This window comes from Burkholderia sp. SJZ089, assembly GCF_007828315.1.
Taxonomy (GTDB): Bacteria; Pseudomonadota; Gammaproteobacteria; order Burkholderiales; family Burkholderiaceae; genus Burkholderia; species Burkholderia gladioli.
In genome coordinates this window covers 186,832-210,113 of the sequence record NZ_VIUM01000015.1, presented here as the reverse complement: position 1 = coordinate 210,113, position 23,282 = coordinate 186,832, and the positions used below count along the sequence as shown (strand labels likewise).

General features: G+C 68.8%; 17 protein-coding genes and 1 pseudogene. 4 read left to right on the top strand and 14 right to left on the bottom strand.

Going from position 1 to position 23,282, the window contains the following annotated elements; genetic code table 11:
- The 7 genes and pseudogenes from FB600_RS37820 to FB600_RS26325 all read right to left on the bottom strand — a co-directional run.
- Positions 1-122: pseudogene (locus FB600_RS37820) on the bottom strand (IS3 family transposase); the annotation flags it as partial.
- Positions 123-179: 57 nt separating this feature from the next.
- Entirely contained in the window at positions 180-785 is a 606-nt protein-coding gene (locus FB600_RS26350; RefSeq protein ID WP_105853051.1) for a 2OG-Fe(II) oxygenase, read from the bottom strand.
- Positions 786-865: 80 nt separating this feature from the next.
- Positions 866-4,237 carry an autotransporter domain-containing protein gene (locus FB600_RS26345; RefSeq protein ID WP_409995241.1) on the bottom strand — a complete coding sequence of 1,124 codons (3,372 nt, stop codon included), beginning with the start codon at positions 4,235-4,237 and terminating at the stop codon, positions 866-868.
- 416 nt (positions 4,238-4,653) lie between these two features.
- On the bottom strand, positions 4,654-5,043 hold the full coding sequence (locus FB600_RS26340; RefSeq protein ID WP_373421882.1) for a hypothetical protein: 390 nt from the start codon (positions 5,041-5,043) through the stop codon (positions 4,654-4,656).
- Positions 5,044-5,070: 27 nt separating this feature from the next.
- Positions 5,071-6,813 carry a S10 family serine carboxypeptidase-like protein gene (locus FB600_RS26335; protein WP_227742745.1) on the bottom strand — a complete coding sequence of 581 codons (1,743 nt, stop codon included), beginning with the start codon at positions 6,811-6,813 and terminating at the stop codon, positions 5,071-5,073.
- 167 nt (positions 6,814-6,980) lie between these two features.
- Positions 6,981-8,918 (bottom strand): Xaa-Pro dipeptidyl-peptidase, encoded by a 1,938-nt coding sequence (locus FB600_RS26330; RefSeq protein WP_258182195.1) that lies wholly within the window; start codon positions 8,916-8,918, stop codon positions 6,981-6,983.
- 419 nt (positions 8,919-9,337) lie between these two features.
- A complete protein-coding gene (locus tag FB600_RS26325) occupies positions 9,338-10,228 on the bottom strand; it encodes an alpha/beta fold hydrolase (protein ID WP_096752721.1) in 891 nt (296 codons plus the stop codon).
- 95 nt (positions 10,229-10,323) lie between these two features.
- Here FB600_RS26325 and FB600_RS26320 point away from each other — a divergent pair, with 95 nt between their 5' ends.
- Positions 10,324-11,235, top strand: a complete 912-nt coding sequence (locus FB600_RS26320; RefSeq protein ID WP_013689698.1) for a LysR substrate-binding domain-containing protein — start codon at positions 10,324-10,326, stop codon at positions 11,233-11,235.
- A 162-nt stretch (positions 11,236-11,397) separates the two neighbouring features.
- Complete coding sequence (locus tag FB600_RS26315) at positions 11,398-12,396, top strand: LysR family transcriptional regulator (protein WP_227742744.1); 999 nt, start codon at positions 11,398-11,400, stop codon at positions 12,394-12,396.
- 34 nt (positions 12,397-12,430) lie between these two features.
- Here the strand turns inward: FB600_RS26315 and FB600_RS26310 are convergent, their stop codons facing one another.
- Positions 12,431-14,182 (bottom strand): peptidoglycan D,D-transpeptidase FtsI family protein, encoded by a 1,752-nt coding sequence (locus FB600_RS26310; RefSeq protein WP_145757550.1) that lies wholly within the window; start codon positions 14,180-14,182, stop codon positions 12,431-12,433.
- 145 nt (positions 14,183-14,327) lie between these two features.
- Entirely contained in the window at positions 14,328-15,257 is a 930-nt protein-coding gene (locus FB600_RS26305) for a LysR family transcriptional regulator (protein ID WP_105821564.1), read from the bottom strand.
- Positions 15,258-15,414: 157 nt separating this feature from the next.
- Between FB600_RS26305 and FB600_RS26300 the strand changes: the two genes are divergently transcribed.
- Together FB600_RS26300 and FB600_RS26295 are read left to right on the top strand one after the other, a co-directional pair.
- Entirely contained in the window at positions 15,415-16,704 is a 1,290-nt protein-coding gene (locus FB600_RS26300; RefSeq protein ID WP_096752716.1) for an MFS transporter, read from the top strand.
- A gap of 90 nt (positions 16,705-16,794) precedes the next feature.
- Entirely contained in the window at positions 16,795-18,303 is a 1,509-nt protein-coding gene (locus FB600_RS26295) for a M81 family metallopeptidase (protein ID WP_145757551.1), read from the top strand.
- A 274-nt stretch (positions 18,304-18,577) separates the two neighbouring features.
- Here the strand turns inward: FB600_RS26295 and FB600_RS26290 are convergent, their stop codons facing one another.
- From FB600_RS26290 to FB600_RS26265, 5 genes are all read right to left on the bottom strand, one after another.
- Positions 18,578-19,327: a creatininase family protein gene (locus FB600_RS26290; protein ID WP_025099871.1), complete on the bottom strand. Its 750-nt coding sequence runs from the start codon at positions 19,325-19,327 to the stop codon at positions 18,578-18,580.
- Positions 19,328-19,577: 250 nt separating this feature from the next.
- The gene (locus tag FB600_RS26285; protein ID WP_145757552.1) at positions 19,578-19,763 is read right to left on the bottom strand and encodes a hypothetical protein; all 186 of its coding nucleotides are present in this window, start codon (positions 19,761-19,763) and stop codon (positions 19,578-19,580) included.
- Positions 19,764-19,934: 171 nt separating this feature from the next.
- Positions 19,935-20,756, bottom strand: a complete 822-nt coding sequence (locus tag FB600_RS26280) for a LuxR C-terminal-related transcriptional regulator (RefSeq protein ID WP_025099873.1) — start codon at positions 20,754-20,756, stop codon at positions 19,935-19,937.
- A gap of 920 nt (positions 20,757-21,676) precedes the next feature.
- Positions 21,677-22,771, bottom strand: a complete 1,095-nt coding sequence (gene sfnG / locus FB600_RS26270; RefSeq protein ID WP_096752713.1) for a dimethylsulfone monooxygenase SfnG — start codon at positions 22,769-22,771, stop codon at positions 21,677-21,679.
- A gap of 156 nt (positions 22,772-22,927) precedes the next feature.
- Positions 22,928-23,263, bottom strand: a complete 336-nt coding sequence (locus FB600_RS26265) for a sugar phosphate isomerase/epimerase (protein WP_244102638.1) — start codon at positions 23,261-23,263, stop codon at positions 22,928-22,930.
- Positions 23,264-23,282 lie beyond the last annotated feature (19 nt).

The following is a 23,282-nucleotide window of genomic DNA, read 5'->3' as shown; positions in this document are numbered from 1 at the left end:
ACATTTCCCAGCGCCAGTTGCCCGATCTTCGCGTGCAGCGATTTCAGATCAACCGGTGGCTCGTTCGTGGACGCTCCGCCAGCGCCAAACACGTCTGCCGCGCGCTCCTGCAATTGCCGTTCCGCTCGTTCTTCATCGGCCGATTCGTGATGGCACGAAGCCCGTGCACGTCCCCAGGATCACCCCCGCATCTGCGTCTTGAACATCAGCGTGATGCGCATCGTCGGGCAGGCGCGCGACACGCCGCGCGCGACGTGGTAGAGAAAGCCCGGAAACACCAGCAGCCGGTTCGGCTTCGGGTAGACCGCCGCGAGGATGTCGCTGCGATCCTTGTTGAACAGGATCGTCTCGCCGCCCCAGTCAGGGTCCCAGTGCTGGTGCGGGTAATACACGGCGGTGCAGGCGCCGATCGCCAGCGAATCGGTGTGCACCGAACCGTCGGTGCCGTAGGGCAGGCCGTTCGCGTAGCAGCTCTGCAGCGCGTGATCCCGTAGGTAGCCACGCGCGATCCGCTGCCAGCAGGCATCCAGCAGCGGCTCGCGCGCGGCCAACTCCTCGCTCGCGTCGTGGCGCCCGTCCAGCCGCGCCGGATCCTGCGAGCCGGCGAAATGGCGATTCCAGAACGCCTGCGCGCCGGCGCCGTTGTGCGAACGCCAGCCGTGCTGCCAGGGCCCTTGCGCGAGCAGGCGATGGATCGCGGCCTGCTCGTCGCCGGGCAGCAGGTCGTCGATGATCGTGATGTCCTGCCAGGCACCGCTCGCGCCCGGCCGCGTGTCGAGAGTCATCGCCACTCCGTCGATGATGGGAAAGCGCACGCCCGAAGGCGTCCGCGGCTTCATGGGTTCGCCCCGAGGCGAATCCGCGATCAGAACTTCCAGCCCAGGCTGCCCCGCACCGCGTGATCGGCCTGGCGGCTGGCCAGCGAGCCCGAGTAGCCGAGGCTGGCGCGACCGGCCTTGCCGAACGCGAACCCGGCATCCACGCTCAGCACCGCCGCGTCCTTCGCCACCGGCACGCTGGCGACCGTGAAGCCGTCGCTGCCCGAGGCGAAGGCGAGTGTCGCCACCGGTCGGCCGCTCGTCAAGGCGTGCTGCCAGCCCACGCTGCCCTGCAGCGTCAGTTGCATCGACGAACCCAGCGCGAACTGCGTGGTGCCGCGCAGGCCCAGCGTCGAGAACGACACGTCGTTGTTGCCCTCCTGCACCCGCAAGGCCGCCGCGCCGCCCGACTCGGTCGCGCCGTGGTTGCTCAGGTGGACGTAGGCGAGCCGGCCGAAGGGTTCGAGCTCGAGCGCCGAGCCCAGGCCGAGCCGGTAGGCCGCCTCGCCGAACACCTGGCTCGTCTCCGCATTCAGCGTGCCGGTTTCCGACTCGGCGGCGGCGCCATAGCGAACCGCCCGATCGACGCCGCCGCGATGCCAGGCGTGCACCGCTCCCGCGCGCAGCCCGAGCGCGCCCGGTTGCCATGCCGCGTAGGCGCCGAGATGGAAGCTGTCGAACGAGGCCGAGGACGGCTGGTCGCGCAGGCTGATGCCGCTATGCGTGTAGCCGGCGATGCCACCCACCCGCAGCGCATCGCGCACGGCCGCGTCCGCGCCCGCCAGGAAGCCGCCGGTCGAGCTGGTGTAGCCGTTCACGCCGTCGCCGCGCGCGCTGCCCCAGGAGCCCAGCAGCCGGGCCCAGACGCCGGGCCGCGCGGCCGCCGCGTCGCCGCTGCCGGCACCGCCACTGCCGGTCGCGGCCAGCCGATCGAGCACGGCATCGCGTACCTGCCGGCTTTCGTTGATCAGCGTGGCGTAGGCGGCCGGGTAGATCTCGCCGGTCAACTGCGAAAGCGTGGCTTGCGGCGCCTGCGCGGCGGTCGCGAACAGCACGCTGTTGTAGACCGCGCTGCCCGGATCGACGGTTTCCAGCGCGTTCGCCACGCTGCGTTCGTTGTCGGTGTTCGCGACGCTGGCGAAGCGCGCGGCGTTGCGATTCACGGTCAGGCTGATACTGGTCGGCCCATAGGCCAGCGACGGCGACACGAACAGATAGGCACCGGGCAAAGCGAACTGCCCATCGACGCCGCCCGCCGCATTCAGGATCACGAAGCTGCGCCCCAGCACCGAGCGCGACTGCTCACCGCTCAGCGGCGGCGGCGTGTTCTCGAGCGCCAGGCTCAGCGCCCCGCCCGCCAGGCTGGCCTTGCCGCCCACGTCGATCCGGTCGCTCGCGCCGCTCGGCGACAACTCCACCGCGTAGGTCGAGCCGCTCGCCAGGCTCAGGTCGCCCGCCACCGACAAGCTACCGACCGAGTGCCCCGGCGCCACCGTGCCGCCGGCCATCGCGTTCAGCGAGCGCATCGCGCCATTGCCGTTCACCAGGCCGCCGTTGCCGACCGTGACGTCGCCGCTGCTGCCGTCGAGCGAGGCGCGCCCGCCGTCCACCGCCACGTCGCCGGTACGGCCCGTGATCGCCGCCACGCCGAGCGCCTGCACGCTCACCTTGCCGCTGCTGCCGCCCAGCGAGGCGAAGCCGTTGGCGAGCCGCACGTCGCCGGTGCTGCCGGTGCCGGTCACGGCCGCGGTGCCGCCCTGGTCGATCGCGAGCGCCGCGCTGGTGCCGGCGATGGTCGCCAGTCCGCCGTTCACGGCGATGTCGGCCGCGCGGCCATTCACCGTGAGCCGCCCGGCGGGGTTGACCACCGCGCCCGAGGCGATCGAGCCGTCGATCCGCAACTCGCCGCCGTCGACCGTGGTCAACCCGCGATAGGTATTCGCGCCCGCCAGCGTGAGCGTGCCGGCGCCCGACTTCACCAGGCTGCCCTGGTATTCGCGCGCCTGGCGGGCGGCCTCGCGCGCCACGCCGGTCGCGTAGTCGACCTTGTCGCCGTCGCTCGCCCCCGCCGGCAGGCCCTGCTGCCAGCCCCTGGACTGCAGCGTGTCGAGCCAGGCGCGATGCTCGGCGTCGTCCTCGAGCTTGCGCGCCGCGAGCGCGACGTCGGAGATGTCGTTCGACCAGACGTCGGCGGTGCCCGCGGGCAGCGCCGCGCGGAAGGTGCCGAGCAACTGCCCCGGCCCGTTCATGGCCTTCTTCAGGTCGACCAGGCCCCAGCCGCCGAACCCGTTCGGCACGCCGCTGCTGCCCGGCTTCGCGGGATGGACCGCCTGGAACAGGCCGTTGTTGCTGGTGTAGTCGGGTCGGCTGGGGTCCGGCTCCATGTTCTGCGCGGTGGTGAACATCACCGACAGCGCCTGCTCGCTGCTCATGTAGGGAAACCGCTCCATGATCAGCGAGAGCGCCGCCGACGCGTGCGGCGCGGCCGCCGAGGTGCCGTTGAAGTTCGCGTAGGTCGCGCCGGTGGGCGCCGCCGAGGTACCGGAATACGAGGTGGACGGCACGCCGGTCGGCGCCATCACGCACCACCATTTCGCGATCCCGCACTTGTTGTAGACCTGGCCGACCTGCTCGTCGTAGCCGGTGGTGGTCATCCAGTGCCCTTCCAGCTCCGGATGGAAATAGGCGTAGGAGCCGCGCAGGCTGGCGTTGTCGTAGCCGCTGTTGCCCGAGCTGAAGTTGTTGATCACGCCCTCGCGCGACACCTTCGCGGCCGCGTCGAGCCAGGTGCCCTGCCCGGTGCGCGTGCGCACCGCCTCGTGCAGCTTGTAGGCATCGGTCAGCCTGGCGAGCGTGCTGTAGTTCTCGTCGCTCGGCTGCGAGCCCCAGCTGTTGCTGATGATGCGCACGCCCTTGGCTGCGATCGCATCGTAGACATCGGAGAAATACCTCGCGTCCGAGCCGGGGAATTTCGGATCGGATACGCCGAACAGGAAGCCGTCGGTGGCATTGGTATTGCCTTCGTAGACGGTTGCGTCGGGCGCCACGCCGTGCATGCCGGTGCCGTCGCGCGCGCCCGCGATCACGCCGCTGACCAGCGTGCCGTGATTGTTGTTGTTCGGATTCAGCACGCCCGGGATGCCGTCCGAGGTGGCCGGGATGTAGCGCTTGGCGGAGAGTTCGGGATGCTGCGCGTAATAACCGGAATCGAGCACGCCGATCGCGATGTGCCTGCCGGTGAAGCCGGCCGCGTAGGCGTATTCGGCGTGCATCGCGCCGAGCCCCCATTCCCTGGCGAATTCCGGCGTGCGCCAACTGGCGGGGTCTCCGAGCCTGCCGGGCTCCTGGTAGGGCGCCGTCTGCGCCGCCACCGGCCGCGGAATCACCGCGGCGGCGATCAGCAGTTGAAACAGCAGCAGCGATGCGCGCCCGGGTGCGCCGGCGCGATTCTCATGCGTGGCCACGGCTGCCCTCCACGCGGATCGTTCCTCGATTTCCAGCGAGATCCATTGCCTTTTCTCCACTCATTGGTTTTCTGGTGTCCTGCCCCACATCGTTCGATCGCGTCGAACGCGCCCGACATCGATCCCTGCCCACCGGCGACAGGCGAGCACGGCCCCGCCCTGCATTCGGCCTCGCTGGTTTCATTCAGGCGCTTTGATCAAAAACGGGAAATTGATCCGGCATCGTCCATCCATGCCGGCGAAGATCGGCCATGCCCGGTCGGTACGCGCGGCCGGCATGGCCGTGGTCTTGAAAGGGCCGGCATCTCCATGCCGGCCGATCAGGGATATCAGCCCCGCCGCATGCCTGCCTCAGGGCTGGACGGCTCGGCTCAGGAATTGCCTCCTGCCTTCGCCGCGTTGCGCATCCGCATGACGCGCTGCGGGGTGCGTTGCGACATGAAGTCGAGCACGTCGTTCAGGCGGACATAACCGCTTCCGGCGCGGTCGATCTCGGAGAAATGATCGCTCACCAGGCCCCAACCCGCCGCCTTGGCCTGCTGCTTCGACAGCGTGCCGTTCGCGTCGCCGCCGTTGGCCGCCGTGAAGCGTTCGGTGACCTGGCGATCCACGTCGGCCGTGACCGAACGCTCCGATTGCTTCTCCGGCTGCGCCCAGCCGCCCGGCGGCGGCGGGGGCTTGGGCAGGTCGTCGTAGCCGTTAGCCATGGCGACGTTGGCCAGGGAGAAGCCGCCGGCAAGGGCCACAACCATCCATTTCATGATCTTCATGCTTGTCCTCGCTCATGCTTACATCAGGGAACCATCGGCCGCCTGCGCCGACGATTGGTAGTACGCATCGATCGCCTGCTTCAGCGGCGCGCGCGACTGCTCGGTGTTGTAGATCATGTGGCCGCCCTCGAACCATTTGACGGGCACCCGGTCCGCAAGGTTCACGCCTTCCAGGTCCAGCTCGGTCTGGAAGCCCGGCGTGGCGATGTCCTCGTAGCCGTGCAGGATCAGCAGCTTGGCATCCGGGTTGGCGGTCAGCACGGCCTGGATGTCGGTGATGCTCTGCGGCAGGGTATTGGCCGGCAGGCCCGCCCGCGCCCATTTCCAGATCCCGATCGTGTCGTTGTTGAGCGGCTGGTACGCCGACTTGCTCTGGTAGTTCACGAAGTCCGGGAAATAGGTCTTGAGCTGGTTCAGGAAGGCCACGTTGATGTAGTCGTCCGCCGCGAAGCTGTTGCCGTTCGGCACCTTCATGCGCGCGTCATAGCGACCCAGTTGATACCCCGGCACCAGCGCCGAGCGGAACGGCCCCGGCGTGTAGTTGAAGCTGCTCTTCCAGGTCGCGGCGGAAATGCCGGTGTAGCTGGACAGCTGGTTCAGCACCGCCTGCCCTTGCGAGCTGGCCGCGAAGGCGTTCCAGGTCGATTTCGGCCGGCCGTTGGTGAAATAGGTCCGGTAGGTGTTCTGGAAGGTGGTGCGAGCCACCGTGCGCAGCTCGGCCAGGTACTCCGCCTGGCTGCGCGTGCCGCGCTGCGTCGACTTCTTGAAGTAGTCGGCCGCCATCGCGTAGGACGGGATGTAGCCCTCGCAGGTGACCGAGCCGTCCTCCATGTCGCAATTCGAGTTGTAGTCGACCAGGGGCGAATTGAGGATGAAGCCCGCCAGCACCTTGGCCGGCTTGCCGGTCGGGTCGGGCACGTAGCCGCTGGTGCCGGCCTGCTCCAGCAGGTTGGCGACGATCGGCGTGCGAATGCCGCCGTAGGATTCGCCATACAGGTACTTCGGCGAGCTCTGGCGGTTGAACTTGTTGGTATAGCTGACGATGAAGTCGGCCACCACCTGCGCGTCGGCGTCGGTGCCCCACAGATCGCGGTTCTGCAGCGGCGAGATGGCCGTGGACAGGCCCGTGCCCGGCGGATCGACGAACACGATGTCCGATTCGTCGAGCAGCGAGATCGCATTGTCCTCGAACGGGAAGCTGGACGGCTGCACCGTGTCGTTGGCCATGTTGGGCGCATCCGACTTCAGGCGCTTCGGACCCCACGAGCCCATGTGCAGCCAGATCGAGGCGGAACCCGGGCCGCCGTTCCAGAGGAAGGTGACCGGGCGGTTCTCCTTGCCCAGCCCGTCGCGCGTGTACGAGGTATAGAAGATCGCCGCCTCGGCCGTCTTGCCCTGGGCATTGGTCTTGTAGGCCACCAGGTGGCCGGCGCGCGCCGTGTAGGGCACGGTCTTGCCGTTGATCGCGATGGTGTGGCGCTTGACCGAGGTGTCCTCGTTGATCGAGGCCAGCTTGATCGTACCGCTGCGCGTGGTGGTGTAGGTGTTCGGGTCGTTGAGCACCTTGTCGGCCGGCGCGAGCCGGTCGAAGGCCTGCTGCTCGGTTTCGTCCGCGGCGGGCCCGGCGGCTGGGCTCGCGACGGGCGCGGCCTGGTTCGCGGCGAAGCTGCTGACGGGCGAGGACGTGTCGTCGCCGCAGGCGGCCATGGCCATGGCGGCCAGCAAGGCGCATAGCGTCCAGGCGGGGGTTCTTCCAGTCATGAAGACTCTCCTGTTGATACTCTGCAAATCGATGTTATTGGGCTGGTTGATTCGCACTGCATATCGACCCGACGTTCACGGCGCGTCTCGGAACGACGCCGGGTCAATTCCTGGCACGACGCCGGCCGCGCGCGGCGCGGCGGCGTCGTGTCGTCATCTCGTCGGGTTCATTGCGCACGCATCACGGCGGCCACGCGCGCCTGCGGCACGATCGGCATCTGCAGCGTGGTGTGCGCCAGGTCCAGCGTGACCTGCGCCGTGCCCTGGTAGCCCTGCAGCTTGAGCTTCACCTTGCTGCCGGGCAGCACGGTGAAGTCGCGCGGCATCAGCTCGAGCACGAAGTCGTAGTCGGTGCCGGCCGCGATGTTCTGCGGCGTCTCCAGGCCCTTGTAGAAGCGCGGATTGGCCCAGCCGTAGGTGACGTCGTGGCCGTCCACCGACAGCGTCGCCTTCACGTTGGTGACCGCCGGCGCGAAGCGCCCGCGCATCGCCACGCGGATGGTGCCCGAGTAGCGCGTGGCGTTCGCCAGCGGGCGGGTCTCGTAGCTGACGGCCGTGCTCTTGCTGAAGCCCACCGAGGGCGCCGCCGTGCCGTCCGCCGTGTCGGGCGTGAGCAGGCCGCCCGCGCGGCCGTCGCCGTGCAGGTAATAGGCGGCGTCGACCGTCTTCGGCCAGGCGTCTTCCTTGATGAACAGCTCGCCGGTCGGGATGCAGTCGCGCGGGTTGTGGCCCGAGTGGCAGTGGCCGATCAGCGTGTCGCTGGTGTCGTCCTCGCCGCGGCTGATGGTGGCGCCCACCGGGATGTCGCCGGCCGGCGTCTCGCGCACGTAGGTGGGCTGCTTCTCCACGCCGTTGTTCACGCCGAACAGGTAGCGCGAATACCACATCAGGATCTGCTTCTGCCACTCCTTCTGCCAGGCCGGATCGTCGTGGTCGCGGCTGTGCAGCCAGAGCTGCACCGGCTTGCCGGCGCGGCGCAGCGCATCGTAGAGCTGCACCGAGTTCCTGGTCTTGACGTTGTTGTCGGCCTGCCCCTGCGCGATCAGCGTGGCCGCCTGGAAGCGGTCGACCAGGGACACCGTGTTGCGCGCCTTCCAGAAGTCGTTGTAGGCATAGGTGCCGTCGTCCGAGGCGCTCACCGCGGCCTGGCGCGCCGGCTCGCAGATCGAGGCGCGCGCGCTCGACTGCTCCTGCTGCATGTAGCTGCCGAGCGTGACGGTGTTGTCGATATCGGCGATCACGCCGTTATAGCGGAAATAGTCGTAGCCGCTGCTGATGCCCTCCACCGGCACGATGGCCTCCAGCCCCGGCACGCCGGTGGCCGCCACCATGCTCGGCAGCGTGCCGCCGTAGGAGATGCCCTCCATCGCCACGTGGCCGGTCGACCAGCTCGCCGTCACCGGCTTGCCCTGCGCGTCGGTGCCGGGCGCGGTGGCGTCGCCGGTCAGCCAGCGCACCACGCTGGCCATCGCCTCGCGCTCGGTGCGGTCCATCACCGACCAGCAGCCGTCCGACAGGTTGGTGCCGATCGAGTCGGCATAGATCACCGTGAAGCCCATGCGCAGGTACTCGGCCTCGCCGAGGAAGGGCGCGCGCGTCTGGGTGGCGTAGGTCGGATCGGCGTAGTACACCGAGGGCCGCACGATCACCGGCGTCTTGAGCCCCTCGGCCACCTCGGCCGGCTGCACGATGCGGATCGCGATGCGGTCGGGCTTGCCGTCCTGGTCGGTGTCGAACGGCGTCTGCACCATCACGCTCTGCTTGAGCGGCGCGCGCATCGACAGCCAGGGCAGGATCATGCCGTCGTTGACGCTCGGCCCGTTGTGGCCGGGATACAGCGTGGCGAGCTTCGGATACGGCAGCCCGGTGGGCGAGCTGGCGAACTGCTCGCCCACCTCGGGCAGCGGCTGCGGCGGCGCGAACGGCGCCGGCTCGGGCGCCGTGGTGGCCGTGCTCAAGGGCGTGACCTGCCGCGCGGCCGAAGGCGAGGCGCCATCGTCGCCGCCGCATGCCGTCAAGCCGATCGCGGCCGCCATCAACAGCATCGGCAAGCGCGCGCCATGGCGGACCTTGCCCGCCCCCTCTCGATGATTGTCTTTATTCACTCTCGGTGCTCCGGCCCATGTTCTTATCTGTTGTACTAATCGTTTAACATTTCACGCATGTAACGCGCGGAAATAATTTGTAATGTAGCAAAAAACAAAAATCAATCTTTTTGCAATCTGATACGTAAAAAAGATTCCGATGGCTCGGGCGGAAAGCTTACAGGCGGGGCCGCGCAGCTCAATCGAGAGGAATGATTCGGCCCAGACAACAATACAAGGACATAACAAAATGTCGATTGACAATCGAATCGAATCAGGAAATTGGCGCTGCGCAAGTGCAGCAAATATTTGAACGAATCGGTGAAAAGGCATTACGCGAAGCCGGCGCGGAAGGCCGAGCGGATTCGTGGGAGGAAAACGCAAAGGGCGCGCCATGCGCGATGGCGCGCCCGATCGTGCGATAGCGACGAACGCTTCGCTCAGTGAGCGTCGACGAACGCGAGGATGTGCCGCGCCACCTCGTCCGGTGCCTCGCGTTGCGGAAAATGGCCAACGCCGTCGAGCAGCTCGCGTCGATAGGCCGAGGTGAAGAAGCGTTCCTTGCCGGCCGAACTGGCGGGATGGTTGCAGGTGTCGATCGCGCCGTGCAGCACCAGGGTCGGCACCGCCAGCACCGGCGCGGGATCGAGCAAGGCCTCGTCGGCGTCGTAGGCCGCATCGCCCGCCACGAAGCCCCAGCGATGCCGATAGGAATGCAGCACCACCTCGGCCCAGTCGGGCCCCTCGAAGGCGCTGCAGGCATCCTCGAAGGCCTCCTCCTCATACCAATCCGAGGGCGACCAGGTATTCCACATCTGCCGCGCGAAGGCACGGCGCTGCTCGCGCACCGCCTGCTCGCCGCGCGGCGTGGCCATGAACCAGTGATACCAGTAGTTGCGCGCCTGCTCGAACGGCAGCGGCTGGCGCGGATCGTTGGTGCCATAGCCGACCGACAGCATCACCAGTTGCTCGGCCACGCCCGGCCGCAGCCCGCAGGCATTGGCCACCGCCCGCGCGCCCCAGTCGTGGCCGACCAGCAGCGGCCGCGCGAGCGACAGCGCGTCGATGAAATCGAGCAGGTCGCGGCCGAGCGCGGCCAGTTGCCCGCTGCGCGGCGTGGCCGGATCGCGAAAGCGGGTCGGCGCGAAACCCCGCAGCGCGGGCGCCAGCACGCGATAGCCACGCGCGGCCAGCGTCGCCGCCACGCCTTGCCAGGAGCGCGCGTTGTCGGGCCAGCCGTGCAGCAGGATCGCGACGCGCTCGCCTTGCGGGTTCCATTCCAGATAGGCAATCTCGAGCGTCGCGGTGGATACCGAGGACCAGGGCTTCATGTCGCCTCCATGTGCGTATCGAAAGCTCCGATGCTATCGAGCTCGCCTGGACGATTGACGATCAATCGACGCCTATAATGCACGTTTCGTGATGAATGGAGTTCGCCGTGGACACCGCTTTCGGCCCTCAATCGGCCAGCCTCGACATCGTGCTGCTGCGCACCTTCGTGGCCGTGATCGAACTGGGCGGCTTCGCGCCGGCCGCCGAGCGGCTGGCGCTGACGCCCTCGGCCGTCAGCGGCCATATCAAGCGGCTCGAGGACAGCGCCGGCGCGCGCCTGCTGGAGCGCACCACGCGCCGCGTGGCCGCCACCCCGGCCGGCGAGACCCTGCATCGCTACGCGCGCAACATCCTCGACCTGGAACGCGAGGCGCTCGCGCGCCTCAAGGGCTCGTCGATCCAGGGCCGGCTGCGGGTGGGCGCCTCGGAGGATTTCGCCGGCACCTGGCTGCCCGGCGTGCTGCAGGCCTTCCAGCGCGGTTATCCCGATGCCGCGATCGAGCTGAAGGTCGGCATCACGCCGGACCTGGTGCGCCAGCTCGCGCGCGGCCGGCTCGACATCGTGTTCGGCAAGCAATGCGGGCCGATCGATCGGGACGGCGAACTGCTTTGGGAGGAACCGCTGGTGTGGGCCTATGCCGAGCAGGCGCCCTTCTCGTCCGACACGATCGTGCCGCTGGCCGCCTTCGCGGCGCCCTGCATCTATCGCGACGCGGCCGTCACCGCGCTCGGCGAGAGCGAGCGCGAATGGCGGCTCGCCTTCGAGAGCAGCAGCATGGCCGGCTGCCTGTCCGCCGCGTTGTCGGGCTTCGCGGTGGCGCCGGTGGCGCGCAGCCAGCTGCGCCCCGGGCTGCGTGCGCTGGGCCGCCGCGAAGGCATGCCGGCGCTGCCGCAGGTGCGCTTCTACGCCTTCATCGGCAAGCGCACGCCGGCCACGCTGGCGCTGGTGCGCGCCGTGCACGAGGCCGGCAGCCCGGGCCGCTTCGCGCCGCGCAACGCGGCCTGAGCCCGCGGATCGTCAATCCGGATTCCTTAATCCGGCTAATTCATGCAGGCCCTCGCCGCCTGACGATTCGATTACGAGTTTGCTAGAATCGCGCCCATCAAGGGATTTTCAACGATCGACCGATCTCGCCTGGCACAAACCAGGCTTATCGATCGATTAGCCATGCTAATGCAAAAGATTCTCGACTCGTCGATGCTGGGCGCGCTGCGCTGCTTCGCCTGCGCTGGACAACTGCTCAGCTTCACGCGCGCGGCCGACGTGCTGAGCCTCACGCAGAGCGCCGTGAGCCAGCAGATCCGCCAGCTCGAAAACCGCCTCGGCTACGCGCTGTTCGTGCGCGAACACCGCCGCCTGTCGCTCACGCGCGAGGGCACCATGCTGCTCGAGGGCGTGCGCCGCGGCTTCGACGAGATCGAGACCACCCTGGTGCGGATCGCCAGCGCCGACGATCCGGTGCGCGTGGGCTGCTGCCCCTCGTTCGCGATGCTGTGGCTGGTGCCGCGCCTGTCCGACTTCCACCTGCAGTTCTCGCGCAACCCGGTGCAGTTGAAGGCCGAGTTCACGGCGGCCGGCCTGCCCGATCACGACACCACCGGGGTCGATATCGCGATCCGCTATTCGGTCGACGATTTCAGCGACATCGAGCATGCCGATGCACTGCTCGACGAATGGCTGCTGCCGGTGGCGACGCCCGCCTACCTGGAGCGGCATCCCTCGCTGCGCGCCGGCAAGCTCGACCGCAAGGTCGCCTTCCTGCACGACGCGGCGGCCTGGACCGGCTCCTCCGATTCGGCCGAGTGGCAGGCCTGGCTGGAAGCGGTCAAGCCGGCCTGGCTGCCGCGCATCGACGGGCCGCGCTTCAATCTCGGCAGCATGGCCTTCAACGCTGCGCTCAACCACCAGGGCGTCGCGATCGGGCGCGTGTCGATGCTGCTCGACGACCTGCGCGACGGCCGGCTGGTGCCGGTGGTGCCGGTGGCGATCCGCTCGCCGGCGCGCTACTGGATGATCCGCCGCGCCGACAGCGCGATGTCGGTCGGCTCGTTCCGCGCCTGGATCCGTCAGCAGTGCTCACACCATGCGCTGCGCCGCGCGCACGACATCGGGCAGCTCGGCGTGAGCCTGGGGCAATCGCCCGAGCCCTCGCGCGCCGCCCGCTGAGCGCACCTGCGGCGCGCGAAGCGAAACCGCCGCTTCAACGCGACGAACGCGACGAAACCGGCGCGCCCGGTCGCGAGGGCACGCGATCGGGCGGCACGCCGAGCACATGCAGCGCGCCCTCGGTGATCGCCGCGAACACCGGCCCGGCCACCGGCCCGCCGTAATACGAGACCTTGCGCGGCGTATCGATCATCACCGCCACCACCACGCGCGGCCTCGACATCGGCGCCATGCCGACGAACACCGCGCGATACTGCCCCGCCGCGTAACCATGCCGTCCATTGCTCTTGCGCGCGGTGCCCGTCTTCGCGCCGACGCGATAGTCGGGCAGGCGCGCCATGGTGGCGGTGCCGCCCGGCGCGACCGTCTCCTCCAGCATGGCGCGCACCCGGGCCGCGACGGCGGACGGGATCACCGCCGCGCCCGGCCGCGCATCGCGGAGCGCCGGCATCTCGTGCAGCAGGCTCAGGCGCGTGGCGTGCCCGTCGTTGGCCAGGATCACGTAGGCGCGCGCCAGTTGCGCGAGCGACACCGACAAGCCGTAGCCATAGGACATGGTGGCCTGCTCCACCGGCCCCCAGCGATGCGGATTGCGCAGCGTGCCCGACACCACGCCGGGAAAGCCGTCGAGCGGCGCGCCGCCCAGGCCGAAGCGCCGGAAGTTGTCCCACATCGCCTGCGCGCTCAGCAGTTGCGAGATCTTCACCATGCCGATATTGCTCGACTTGGCGATCACCTGGCCGGTGTCGATCACGCCATGGTCCGAGGTGTCGCGAATCCGCGCGCCATGGAATTCCAGCACGCCGGGCGAGGTATCGAAGCGCGTGCCGGGCGTGATCAACCCATCGGCCAGTGCCAGCGAGACGGTCAGCGGCTTGATGGTCGAGCCGGGCTCGAAGGTGTCGGTCAGCGCGCGATTGCGTGGCGGCCCGCCCGCCAGCGCGCCAGGATCGTTCGGATCGAAGCTCGGCACGTTGGCGAGCGCGAGGATCTCGCCGCTGACCACGTCCACCGCGATCGCGCAGCCGGCCGCCGCCGCCGTGCGCTCGACGCCGCGCGCCAGCGCCTCCTGCGTGAGCCGCTGGATCTGCCGGTCGATCGACAGCACCAGGTCCGGCTGCGGCTCGGGCAGGTCCGAATCGCGCGGCTCGGTCACCGCGCGGCCGAGCCGGTCGACGATCAGGGTACGGCTCGCGGCCTGGCCGCGCAGCGCCGCGTTGCCGGCCAGCTCGATGCCTTCCAGCCCCGCGCCGTCGCGGCCGGTGATGCCGATCACCTGGGCCAGCGCATCGCCTTCCGGGAAGTAGCGTTTCTGCGCGGCGATCGCGTGCAGGCCCGGGATTGCGCTCGCCAGCAAGGGGCGCGCGACGTCCAGCGGCACCGCGCGCCGCAGCGGCGCGAAACGTCCGCCGCGCCGCCGGAACGCGTCGACCGAAGCCGGCGACAGATGCAGCGCGTCGGCCAGCTCGCCGACCTGCACGGGCGTGGCGCGCGCGAAATCCTGCGGATCGAGCCACAGATCGTCGACGGGTTCGCTGATGGCCAGCACGTTGCCGCGCCGGTCGAGGATCTTCGAGCGCAGCGCCACCGCGCTGAAGGTGCGCTCGTAGCGCCGCCGCCCCTGCTCGACGAAGAACTCGCGATGCGCCACCTGCACCCAGGCGGCACGCGCGACCAGCGCCAGGAAACCGAGCGTGAGCAGCAGCACCACCAGGCGCGAGCGCCAGGCGGGCAAGCCGGCCGGCACGCCGGGCGAACGCTGGAAGGAAAAGTGCTCGCGTGACATGTGCCGGGCGATCCGTGCCGGCGGCGAAGCCGGCTCAGTGAGGAAGGCCGGCGATTGTGTCGAGCGCGCGCGCGACGCTCAAGCGATGATTTCTTGGGCGTGGATTAGCCCGCTTAATGCCTGCGCCACGACGGGCGGCGCGCATTCAATCGCGCACGCCATCCGCTCCCGCGAATACCGACATGCGTCGCATGATCCAGTCCAGCAGCTCGTTGGCGGCCGCCACCAGCGGCCTGCCCGGCTTCACCAGCAGGCCCGCCTTGATGTCGAGGAACAGCGGATGCGAGATCGGCACCACCGCGAGCTTGCCCGCGGCCAGCTCGCGCTGCACCGCGAACTCGCCGATCAGCGCGACCATCGAGCCGGCCTCGACGATGCGCTTGAGCGCGGTCAGCGAGTTGGCCGTCAGCGAGGGATGGATCCGCACGCTCTCGGCGAACTCCAGCATGCGCGCCGCGTGGCCGATGCCGAAGGTCGAGGGCATCAGCGCGAGCGGATGCGCCAGCACCTCGGCGACGCTGGCCGGCCCGCCGCGCCGCGCGAGCGGATGATCGCGGCGGGTCAGCAGCACGATCGGCTGCGCGACCGTCATGCGATGCACCACCAGCGGATGCGGCGGCGGGTTGTAGGCCAGGCCGATATGCGCGCGGCTCTCGGCGATCGCCTCGAGGATGTCGTCGACCGGCAGCATGTTCAGCTCGACGCTCACGCCGGGATAGGTGGCGAGGAACTCGGCCAGCACCTCGTCGACCAGGCCGTCGACGAAGCCCTCGCTGACCACCAGTTGCACATGCCCCTGGTGCAGCCCCTTGAGCGCGTGCAACTGCTCCTCGAGCCTCTCCTGGTGAGCGCGATAGCCGCGCCAGAATTCCAGCAGATGGGCCGCCGCCTCGGTGGGCTTCACGCCCCGCGCGAGCCGCTCGAACAAGGTGGTGCCGAGCTCCTCCTCGAGCAGGCGGATCTGGCGCGTGATCACCGAGGGCGAGGTGTTCAGGTGGTCGGCCGCGCCGCGGATCGAACCATGGGTGAGGACCTCATGGAAATAGCGCAGGCGCTGCTGGTTGATTTCTCGCATGAATCGACTCGGGGCGAAAAGGAAGACGGCGGCGGCAGTGTTGCCCTGGCGGCAACGATACATGAACCGAGTTGCTGTTGCTCGTGCTTTTTGGGCTGGACATCATTCGCACACCAGAACGTGAAGGCCGAGCCGAGCCACGCCACCGGAGATCCCCATGTCGACTGTTTCCCGCGTCGGTCTCGACGCCCGCGCGTCCTCGCTCTATGCGAAGGTCAACCTGCGGCTGCTGCCGTTCCTGCTGCTCTGCTACCTGTTCGCCTACCTGGACCGCGTCAACGTCGGCTTCGCGAAGCTGCAGATGCAACAGGACCTGGCGCTGTCGGATGCCGCCTACGGGGTGGGCGCCGGCATCTTCTTCATCGGCTACGTGCTGTTCGAGGTGCCCAGCAACCTGCTGCTGCCGAGGATCGGCGCGCGCCGCACCTTCAGCCGGATCCTGTGCCTGTGGGGCATCACCTCGGCCTGCATGCTGTTCGTGCGCAACGTGCCGATGTTCTACGCGATGCGCTTCCTGCTCGGCGTGTTCGAGGCCGGCTTCGCGCCCGGCATGATCTGGTACCTGTCGCGCTGGTACGGCCCCTCGCGGATGGGACGCGCGATCGCCATCGTGTTCCTGGCCGGGCCGATCGGCGGCATCGTGGGCGGCCCCTTGTCGGCCGCGCTGATCACCACGCTCGACGGCCGCCTGGGCCTGGCGGGCTGGCAGTGGATGTTCCTGGTGGAGGGCCTGCCCTGCGTGCTGCTGGGCCTCCTGACGCTGCGCGTGCTGCCCGATCGCGCCGCCGACGCGCGCTGGCTCGATGCAGAGGAGAGGCAGCGCATCGAGGCCGAGATCGCGGCGCCCCACCTGCACGAACGCGGCTTCGGACGCGCCCTGCGCGACCTGGCGATCTACCGGCTGGCGATCGCCTACTTCAGCCTGATCGCCGCGATCTACGCGATCAGCTTCTGGCTGCCCACCCTGCTCAAGGCGCGCGGCGCCACCAACCTGATCACGCTCGGCTGGTACAGCGCGATCCCCTACCTGGCCGCCGCGATCGGCATGACCTGGATCGGGCGCCGCTCGGATCGCACCGGCGAGCGCCGCTACCACGCGGTGGTGCCGGCCTGCGCGGCGGCCCTGGCGCTGGCCGCGGCGACGCGCTTCGACGCGCAGCTGCCGGTCGCGCTGGCCCTGCTGACGCTGGCCACCGCCGCGCTGTGGATGGCCTACACGGTGTTCTGGGCGATTCCCTCGAACTTCATCAAGGGCGCCGAGGCAGCCGGGGTGATCGCGCTGATCAACACCATCGGCCTGTCCGGCGGCTTCTGGGGCCCGGCCATGATCGGCTGGGTCAAGACCGCCACCGGCAGCCTCGACGCGGGCCTGCTCGCGCTGGCCGGCTTCCCGCTGCTGGCCGCCGTGCTGCTGGCCACCAACCGGCTCAGCGCCGCGCCGCGCTGAGTACCGGGCGCCGGCTTCGCGGCCCGGCTCGCAACCGCTTCCCCGGCGGCGCCTCACGGCGCCGCGCCGTCTTTTCCTTCGGACTCCACGATGAAGATCCTGATTGCCGGTTTCCAGCACGAGACCAATACCTTCGCGCCCACCCGCGCCGACTACGACAGCTTCGTGCGCGGCGAGGGCTTTCCCGCGCTGCGCCGCGGCGCCGAGGTGCTGGCGCTGCGCGAGGTGAACATCCCCGCCGGCGGCTTCATCCGCGCCGCCGCGGCGCGCGGCCACGCGCTGCTGCCGGTGATCTGGGCCGGCGCGAGCCCCTCCGCGCACGTCACGCGCGAGGCCTACGAGCGCATCGCCGGCGAGATCCTCGACGCGGTGCGCGCCGGCGGTTTCGAGGCGATCTACCTGGACCTGCACGGCGCGATGGTGGCCGAGCATGTCGACGACGGCGAGGGCGAACTGCTGGAGCGGATCCGGCGCGAGCTGGGCGCGGGCGTGCCGGTCATCGCCTCGCTCGACCTGCACGCCAACGTGACGGCGCGCATGCTGCGCGACGCCGACCTGCTGGTCGCCTACCGCAGCTACCCGCACGTCGACATGGCCGAGACCGGCGAACGCGCGCTGCACCTGCTCGAGCGCCTGGCCGCCTCGCCCGCGAAACCGGTGTGCGTGGCGCGCGGCCTGCCCTTCCTGATTCCCGTCAACGCGATGTGCACGCGCTTCGATCCGGCCCGCGCGCTCTACCAGGAACTCGCGCGGCTCGAGCACGACGACGAACGGCTGCTGTCGCTGTCCTTCGCGCCCGGCTTCCCGGCCGCCGACTTTCCCGAATGCGGGCCGATGCTGTGGGGCTACGGCATCGACGCCGCCCCGATCGAGCGGCGCATCGATGCCCTCGCGCGCGCGCTGGTCGCCGACGAGGCGAGCTGGCGCGTCGACTTCCTGAGCCCCGACCAGGCGGTGCGCGCGGCCCTGCACGCGAGCGTCGGCGCCACCCGGCCGGTGATCATCGCCGACACGCAGGACAACCCCGGCGCGGGCGGCGACGCGAACACCATGGAACTGGTGCGCGCGCTGCTGCGCAATGGCGCGCGCGAGGCGGCGGTGGGCATGATCTGGGACCCGCAAGCCGTGCGGCTCGCGCATCAGGCCGGTGTGGGCGCAAGCATCGAGCTGGCGCTGGGCGGCAGCCAGGCGCGCGACGCTCCCGCCGCTCATGCTCCGCTGGCGGCCCGCTTCGAGGTCGCCCACCTGTCCGACGGGCGCTTTCGCTTCGACGGGCCGATGATGAACGGCATGGACGGAGAACTGGGCCCGGTCGCCTGCCTGCGCATCGAGGGCGTGGAGATCGCGGTGAGCGCGACCAAGATGCAGATGTTCGAGCGCAACCAGTTTCGTTGCGCGGGCATCGATCCCGAGCGGCGCGCGATCCTGGTGGTGAAGAGCTCGGTGCATTTCCGCGCCGACTTCGAGTCGATCGCGCACGCGACGCTGGTGGCCAAGGCGCCGGGGCCGATGGCGGCCGATCCGGGCGACCTGCCGTGGCGCCGGCTGCGTGCCGGCATGCGCGTGCGCCCGGGCGGGCCGGCCTTCGCGCGGGCCTAAGCCCTCGCGGCCACGCGCTGATTCGATTCGCGGAGCGTTGGCAAGATCGATTGCGAGCTGGATTGCGAGCTCGATCGCGGCCTGGATTGCAAACCGGGGCGCGAGCCTGCTCGCCGGCACCTTACCGCCACGTCACGAACCCGTCGCGATCGCATCGCGCGGCTGATCCGCAAGGCCCGCAGCCCGCGCCGCGCCGCGCCCGGCCATGCAAAACGGCGCGCGCCACCTCGCCGGTGGCGCGCGCCGCATCGAATCACGCTCGACGAATCACCGCTCAGCCGGGAACCACCTCGGCGCTGAACGCCTCGACCTCGGCGGCCAGGCCGATCGCGGCCTGGCGCACCAGCTCGCCGCCCTTTTCCTGCGAGGCCTGCTTCGGATGCGAGCCCATCCGGCCGTCGGGGAAGCGCGCGCGGAACTCGAGCGCCTCGCGGATCGGCCCCATCGGCGCGATCTCCGGCGCGTAGTCGGCATCCTTGATGGTATGCGGCAGCGCCCATTGCGTGACGGCGATCTCGGAGGGCGTGGCATGCACGCCATGGCCGGTCGGGAACTGGCGGTTGGCGATCTCGGTCACGCCTTCCAGGTCCCACCAGTTCTTCAGCTTCAGCGCGAAACCGCAGCGGCGACGCGCGAAGCTGGCCTGCGCGTAGATCTCCGAGAACGCGGCCTCGATCGAGGCGATGTTGCCGCCATGGCCGTTGAGGAACAGGATCTTCTCGAAGCCGTGCACAGCCAGCGAATTGACCCAGTCGCAGATCGCCGCGATGAAGGTGCTCGGGCGCAGCGAGATGGTGCCGGGAAAGCCCAGGTGGTGCTGCGCCATGCCGATGTTGAAGGTCGGCGCGACCAGGATGTCGGCCGACTTCTGCGCCTCGACGGCGATGATCTCGGGACACAGCCAGTCGGTGCCCAGCAGGCCGGTGGGGCCGTGCTGCTCGTTCGAGCCGATCGGCACCACGATGGTGCGGCTGCGCTTCAGGTAGGCCTCGATTTCGGCCCAGGTCGACAGGTGCAGGAGCATGATGAATTCCGTTGGCAGGTGCGCTGGGCTCGCGCGACTGCGGGCCGGACGATGCGCGGGTGGGGACGATTCGTGATGTCGCGATGGATCACATCGTCCCAGCAAGCCGCCCGGTGCACAACAGCAACAAGATGAACGAAACGTTGCCCGGCAAGCAACGCTCGATTCGATCGGCCGCCTGTCACGGCGCCCGGCCGGCGCTGCGCCGATTCCTTGCCTCGCCCTTCCCTCCCCTCCCCTTGCTCCGGCCTCAGCCCGCCTCGACCGCTTCCGGCTCGGCGAGCGCCGCCTCGTGCGAGGCTTCCAGCCCGGCGCTGACGATCACCGTCTGCACCGGACGGCCGCCGTCCAGGCGCGAGCCGTCCGCGCGATACCAGAGCATCGAGACGATATCGCGCGCATCGCGCGTGCTGGTTTCCTCGAATTCCCGCTGCATGGCCCTTCTCTCTCGATGATGTGAATCGCCGCGCCCGCAGGCGCGCAAACGTTGTCGTCGACGCGCGCGAGCATCGAGCCCGCGGCGTCGATCGGCACCTGCCGCCCTCGCGCCGCCCGTCCTACCTTGCCGCCATCCCGCCTTGCTGTTGCATCGCGCCGCCGGCCCGCCTCAGGCTTCCTCGAGCACCCACTTGACCAGCCCGTGGCGCCCCTTGAAACCGAGCTTGGTCGCGGCGCGCTTGATATAGGTTTCCACCGTGCTGTGCTTGACGCCGAGCGTCTCGGCCATCTCGCGGAAGGTACTGCCGGTCAGCAGGCCGACGCAGACCTCGATCTCGCGGTCGGACAGCACCACGGCCGCGCTCGACAGGCGATGCTCGAACTCGCTGCGCAGCGATTCGTTGCGCGTCTTCTCGCTGGACTCGCGCTCGTCGGCCACCGGGCGCGCGCTGGCCGCGTAGCGGCGGTGCGAGGCGTGCATCTCCACCAGCGGCAGCAGCATCTCCGCGCAGCTCTTGAGGAAGGACATTTCCTGCAGGGTGAAGTCGTAGGACTGGTCGGGGCGATACAGCGAGATCACGTAGCGCCGGTTCGCCTTGCGCGAGACCAGGTGGCACTGGAAGCCGCGGTCGTAGCGACACGAGGGCATGGCCTCGAAACCGCTGCTCGACTCGCAGTGGCGCGGCGCGTTCATGTGGATCAGCTGCGTGTCGGACGCCGCGAGGATCTTCATCGACAGCGGATCGCGCGCGATGCCGCGCTCCAGCTCGTCCTTGAGGATGGTGGTGCGGATGTCCTGGTCATGCGAGGCGAAGGCGCCGAGCAGGTGCACCCCGACGATTTCGCCCTTGCTCTCGTTGACCGACCACGCGGTGATCTTGGTCGAGGCGACCTTCACGGATCCGACGAGCAAGGCGTGCAGATCCGAGGTGAAGCGCTCGGTACCGGTGCTGGATATGATTTTCCCTAGCTTGCCAAATATCTCGACCAATTCGTGTTCCTCGGAATATGTTGTTGTGCAGCCCAGGCGCGTCCTCGCCGGATCGATGAATCGACCAAGGCATCGCGGCGGCACCTGCCGGCGCCGGGTCCTGCCGATCTTCCCCTGCCCGCGTCCACCGATCGTGCCGCACGGCTACGGCCGACCTCGCGACAGGTCTCGACGCCGTCGTGGCCGGTCCATTGCGCCGGACATCGATGCGCCCACCACCGGGACCCGCCGGCCGCATCTGAACGGCGCCCGATCCGGGTTCCCTCCGGCGATTCCTCTCAAAACCGCCGGATGAAAAAAGTAGCCAGCATCCGCATGCCGCAACAAGCCGGACACACGAAGCCCCGACCCCATTCGCGAAGCCAGCCTCGCGAACCGTGCCGGCCGATGCCACCGGCCACACGCGGGTCACAATGCGCCGCGCCGCCCGAGCCGCCATCGACCGCCCTGATCAGGCCGGCGACAGCGCCGTTTGCGTCGCAATTCATTGTTATGGATTGCCAGCACCGCGACTGTACTGGATTTTCCATGACACAGCGCCCTCTACAAAAAAATACTTTTGAAACGAGTTACGCTGTGTTAGGAAATCTAACCCTTGTTTTATGCGAATTGCGCGTGAGCGGAATGCGACATCCATTTCCCGAATTCGGCGCGTTATGCCAGATGGCACGCCAGCCGGGGTTTCTGGTCGAAGAAAGGGAGTTGGGGAGAACGCGACGGGACGCCAGGGAAGGGCGCGAGGAGGACTATGTCGATCGACCGGCATTCTGCCGGCCTTCATTTCGTTATGTTAATCAGTTGATTAACAGTGAGATTTGGTTTCACGATTATGACGTTTGAAACGATCGTTTCGTTTCAAACCGGGAAGCGCGGCGGCGGTACCGGCGATCGGCGCCACCGCCGAGCTTCCCGCAGCGGGTTCAGGCCGGCTGCGCCTCGCGCCGGCGCTCCAGTTCGCGCACCAGCGGCAGCACGCGCTGGCCGAAGTATTCGACCTCCTCGTGGTAGTGCAGGAAGCCGGCCAGCACCAGGTCGACGCCGATCGACTTCAGCGCCACGATGCGCTCGGCGATCTGCTCGGGCGTGCCGATCAGGTTGGTGCGGAAACCGTCGTTGTACTGCACCAGGTCCTCGAACGTCGAGTTGGCCCACATGCCCTGCCCCTCGGGCGCGGCCTTGCCGGCCTGCTTGACGGCGTGGCCGAAGGCATTGACGGCCTCCACGTCGGCATGCCGGACGATCTCGTCGAGCACCGCGCGCGCCTCCTCCTCGGTATCGCGCGCGATCACGAAGGCGTTCACCCCGAAGCGCACGCGGCGCCCCTGCTCGGCCGCCGCCGCGCCGATCTCCTCGATCTGCGCGCGATGGCCCTCGAGCGTGTTGCCGTTCATGAAGTACCAGTCGGAGACGGCCGCGGCCATCCTGCGCGCCGCCGCCGAGTTGCCGCCCTGGAAGATCTCCGGATGCGGCTGCTGGATCGGCTTGGGCTTGAGCGTGTAGTCGTGGAAGCGGTAGAAGTCGCCGCGGAACGTGAAGTTGTCCTCGGTCCAGACACCGCGCACGGCCCGGATGAATTCCTCGGAGCGGCGATAGCGCTCGTCGTGTTCGAGCCAGGGCTCGCCGATCGCGGTGAACTCGCCCTTGAACCAGCCGCTGACCACGTTGATCGCGACGCGCCCGCCGGTGAGCTGGTCGATGGTGGCGAGCTGCTTGGCCACCACCGCCGGATGCCAGGGGCCCGGCAGGATCGCCGCGATCACCTTGAGGCGCTCGGTGGCGGCCAGCAGCGCATGGCTGATCGCCACCGATTCGTGCTGGTACTCGGCTCCGTAGCCGGCCGTGAAGCGGATCTGCGACAGCGCGTAGTCGAAGCCGTTGCGCTCGGCCAGTTGCGCGAGCTTGCGGTTGTAGTCGATATCCCAGCTGGTGCGCTGCTCGATCTTGCTGACCACCAGGCCGCCGCTGACGTTGGGCACCCAGTAGGCGAATTTCAGTGTTTCCGGCTCGTGACTCATCGGCTCGTTCCTCGAATGAACAGGCGACAGGAAGCCGTGCCGGGCGCCAGGGCGCGCGGCACGGCAATGTCGTCGGCACATGCTAGGAGCCGGGCTTGATGGGGACAACCAAGGATTTCAGCTAAGCATTCCAGCCATCGCGAAGTCCCGCCCCGCTCATCGAGGCCGGGCCTCGGTGCCTGCCTGCGCCGCGCGCGGCGATTCGATCAGGCGAGTCATCAATGCCTTCAATTCCACCGGCACGCGAAAACCGTTCTGTTGCTGCCGCCGCCGGCAGAACAGCTCGCAGCTCAACCATCCCCGGTAGCCGGTCGCCTTCACCGCGTCGGTCCATTCGACGAGATCGAGCACGCCGGCGCCGGTGGGCACGTCGCGCAGCACGACTTCGTCGTGCCGCGTGCCGCGGACTCGCGATCCCGGCGCAAGAAGATTCGTCGAGGAAAATTCCACCGACGCGCGGCTTGCCCATATACGGCAGCCGCCCGAATTCATCGTTCGGATTCTTGAACAA

Bases quoted from the DNA above. Each gene is read 5' to 3' on its own strand.
- FB600_RS26295 (WP_145757551.1), top strand. From the start codon at position 16,795: ATGAAGATCCTGATTGCCGGTTTCCAGCACGAGACCAATACCTTCGCG.
- sfnG (WP_096752713.1), bottom strand. From the start codon at position 22,771: ATGAGTCACGAGCCGGAAACACTGAAATTCGCCTACTGGGTGCCCAAC.
- FB600_RS26325 (WP_096752721.1), bottom strand. From the start codon at position 10,228: ATGAAGCCCTGGTCCTCGGTATCCACCGCGACGCTCGAGATTGCCTAT.
- FB600_RS26315 (WP_227742744.1), top strand. From the start codon at position 11,398: ATGCTAATGCAAAAGATTCTCGACTCGTCGATGCTGGGCGCGCTGCGC.
- FB600_RS26350 (WP_105853051.1), bottom strand. From the start codon at position 785: ATGACTCTCGACACGCGGCCGGGCGCGAGCGGTGCCTGGCAGGACATC.
- FB600_RS26290 (WP_025099871.1), bottom strand. From the start codon at position 19,327: ATGCTCCTGCACCTGTCGACCTGGGCCGAAATCGAGGCCTACCTGAAG.
- FB600_RS26310 (WP_145757550.1), bottom strand. From the start codon at position 14,182: ATGTCACGCGAGCACTTTTCCTTCCAGCGTTCGCCCGGCGTGCCGGCC.
- FB600_RS26335 (WP_227742745.1), bottom strand. From the start codon at position 6,813: ATGACTGGAAGAACCCCCGCCTGGACGCTATGCGCCTTGCTGGCCGCC.
- FB600_RS26265 (WP_244102638.1), bottom strand. From the start codon at position 23,263: ATGAATTCGGGCGGCTGCCGTATATGGGCAAGCCGCGCGTCGGTGGAA.
- FB600_RS26300 (WP_096752716.1), top strand. From the start codon at position 15,415: ATGTCGACTGTTTCCCGCGTCGGTCTCGACGCCCGCGCGTCCTCGCTC.
- FB600_RS26340 (WP_373421882.1), bottom strand. From the start codon at position 5,043: ATGAAATGGATGGTTGTGGCCCTTGCCGGCGGCTTCTCCCTGGCCAAC.
- FB600_RS26320 (WP_013689698.1), top strand. From the start codon at position 10,324: ATGGAGTTCGCCGTGGACACCGCTTTCGGCCCTCAATCGGCCAGCCTC.
- FB600_RS26285 (WP_145757552.1), bottom strand. From the start codon at position 19,763: ATGCAGCGGGAATTCGAGGAAACCAGCACGCGCGATGCGCGCGATATC.
- FB600_RS26305 (WP_105821564.1), bottom strand. From the start codon at position 15,257: ATGCGAGAAATCAACCAGCAGCGCCTGCGCTATTTCCATGAGGTCCTC.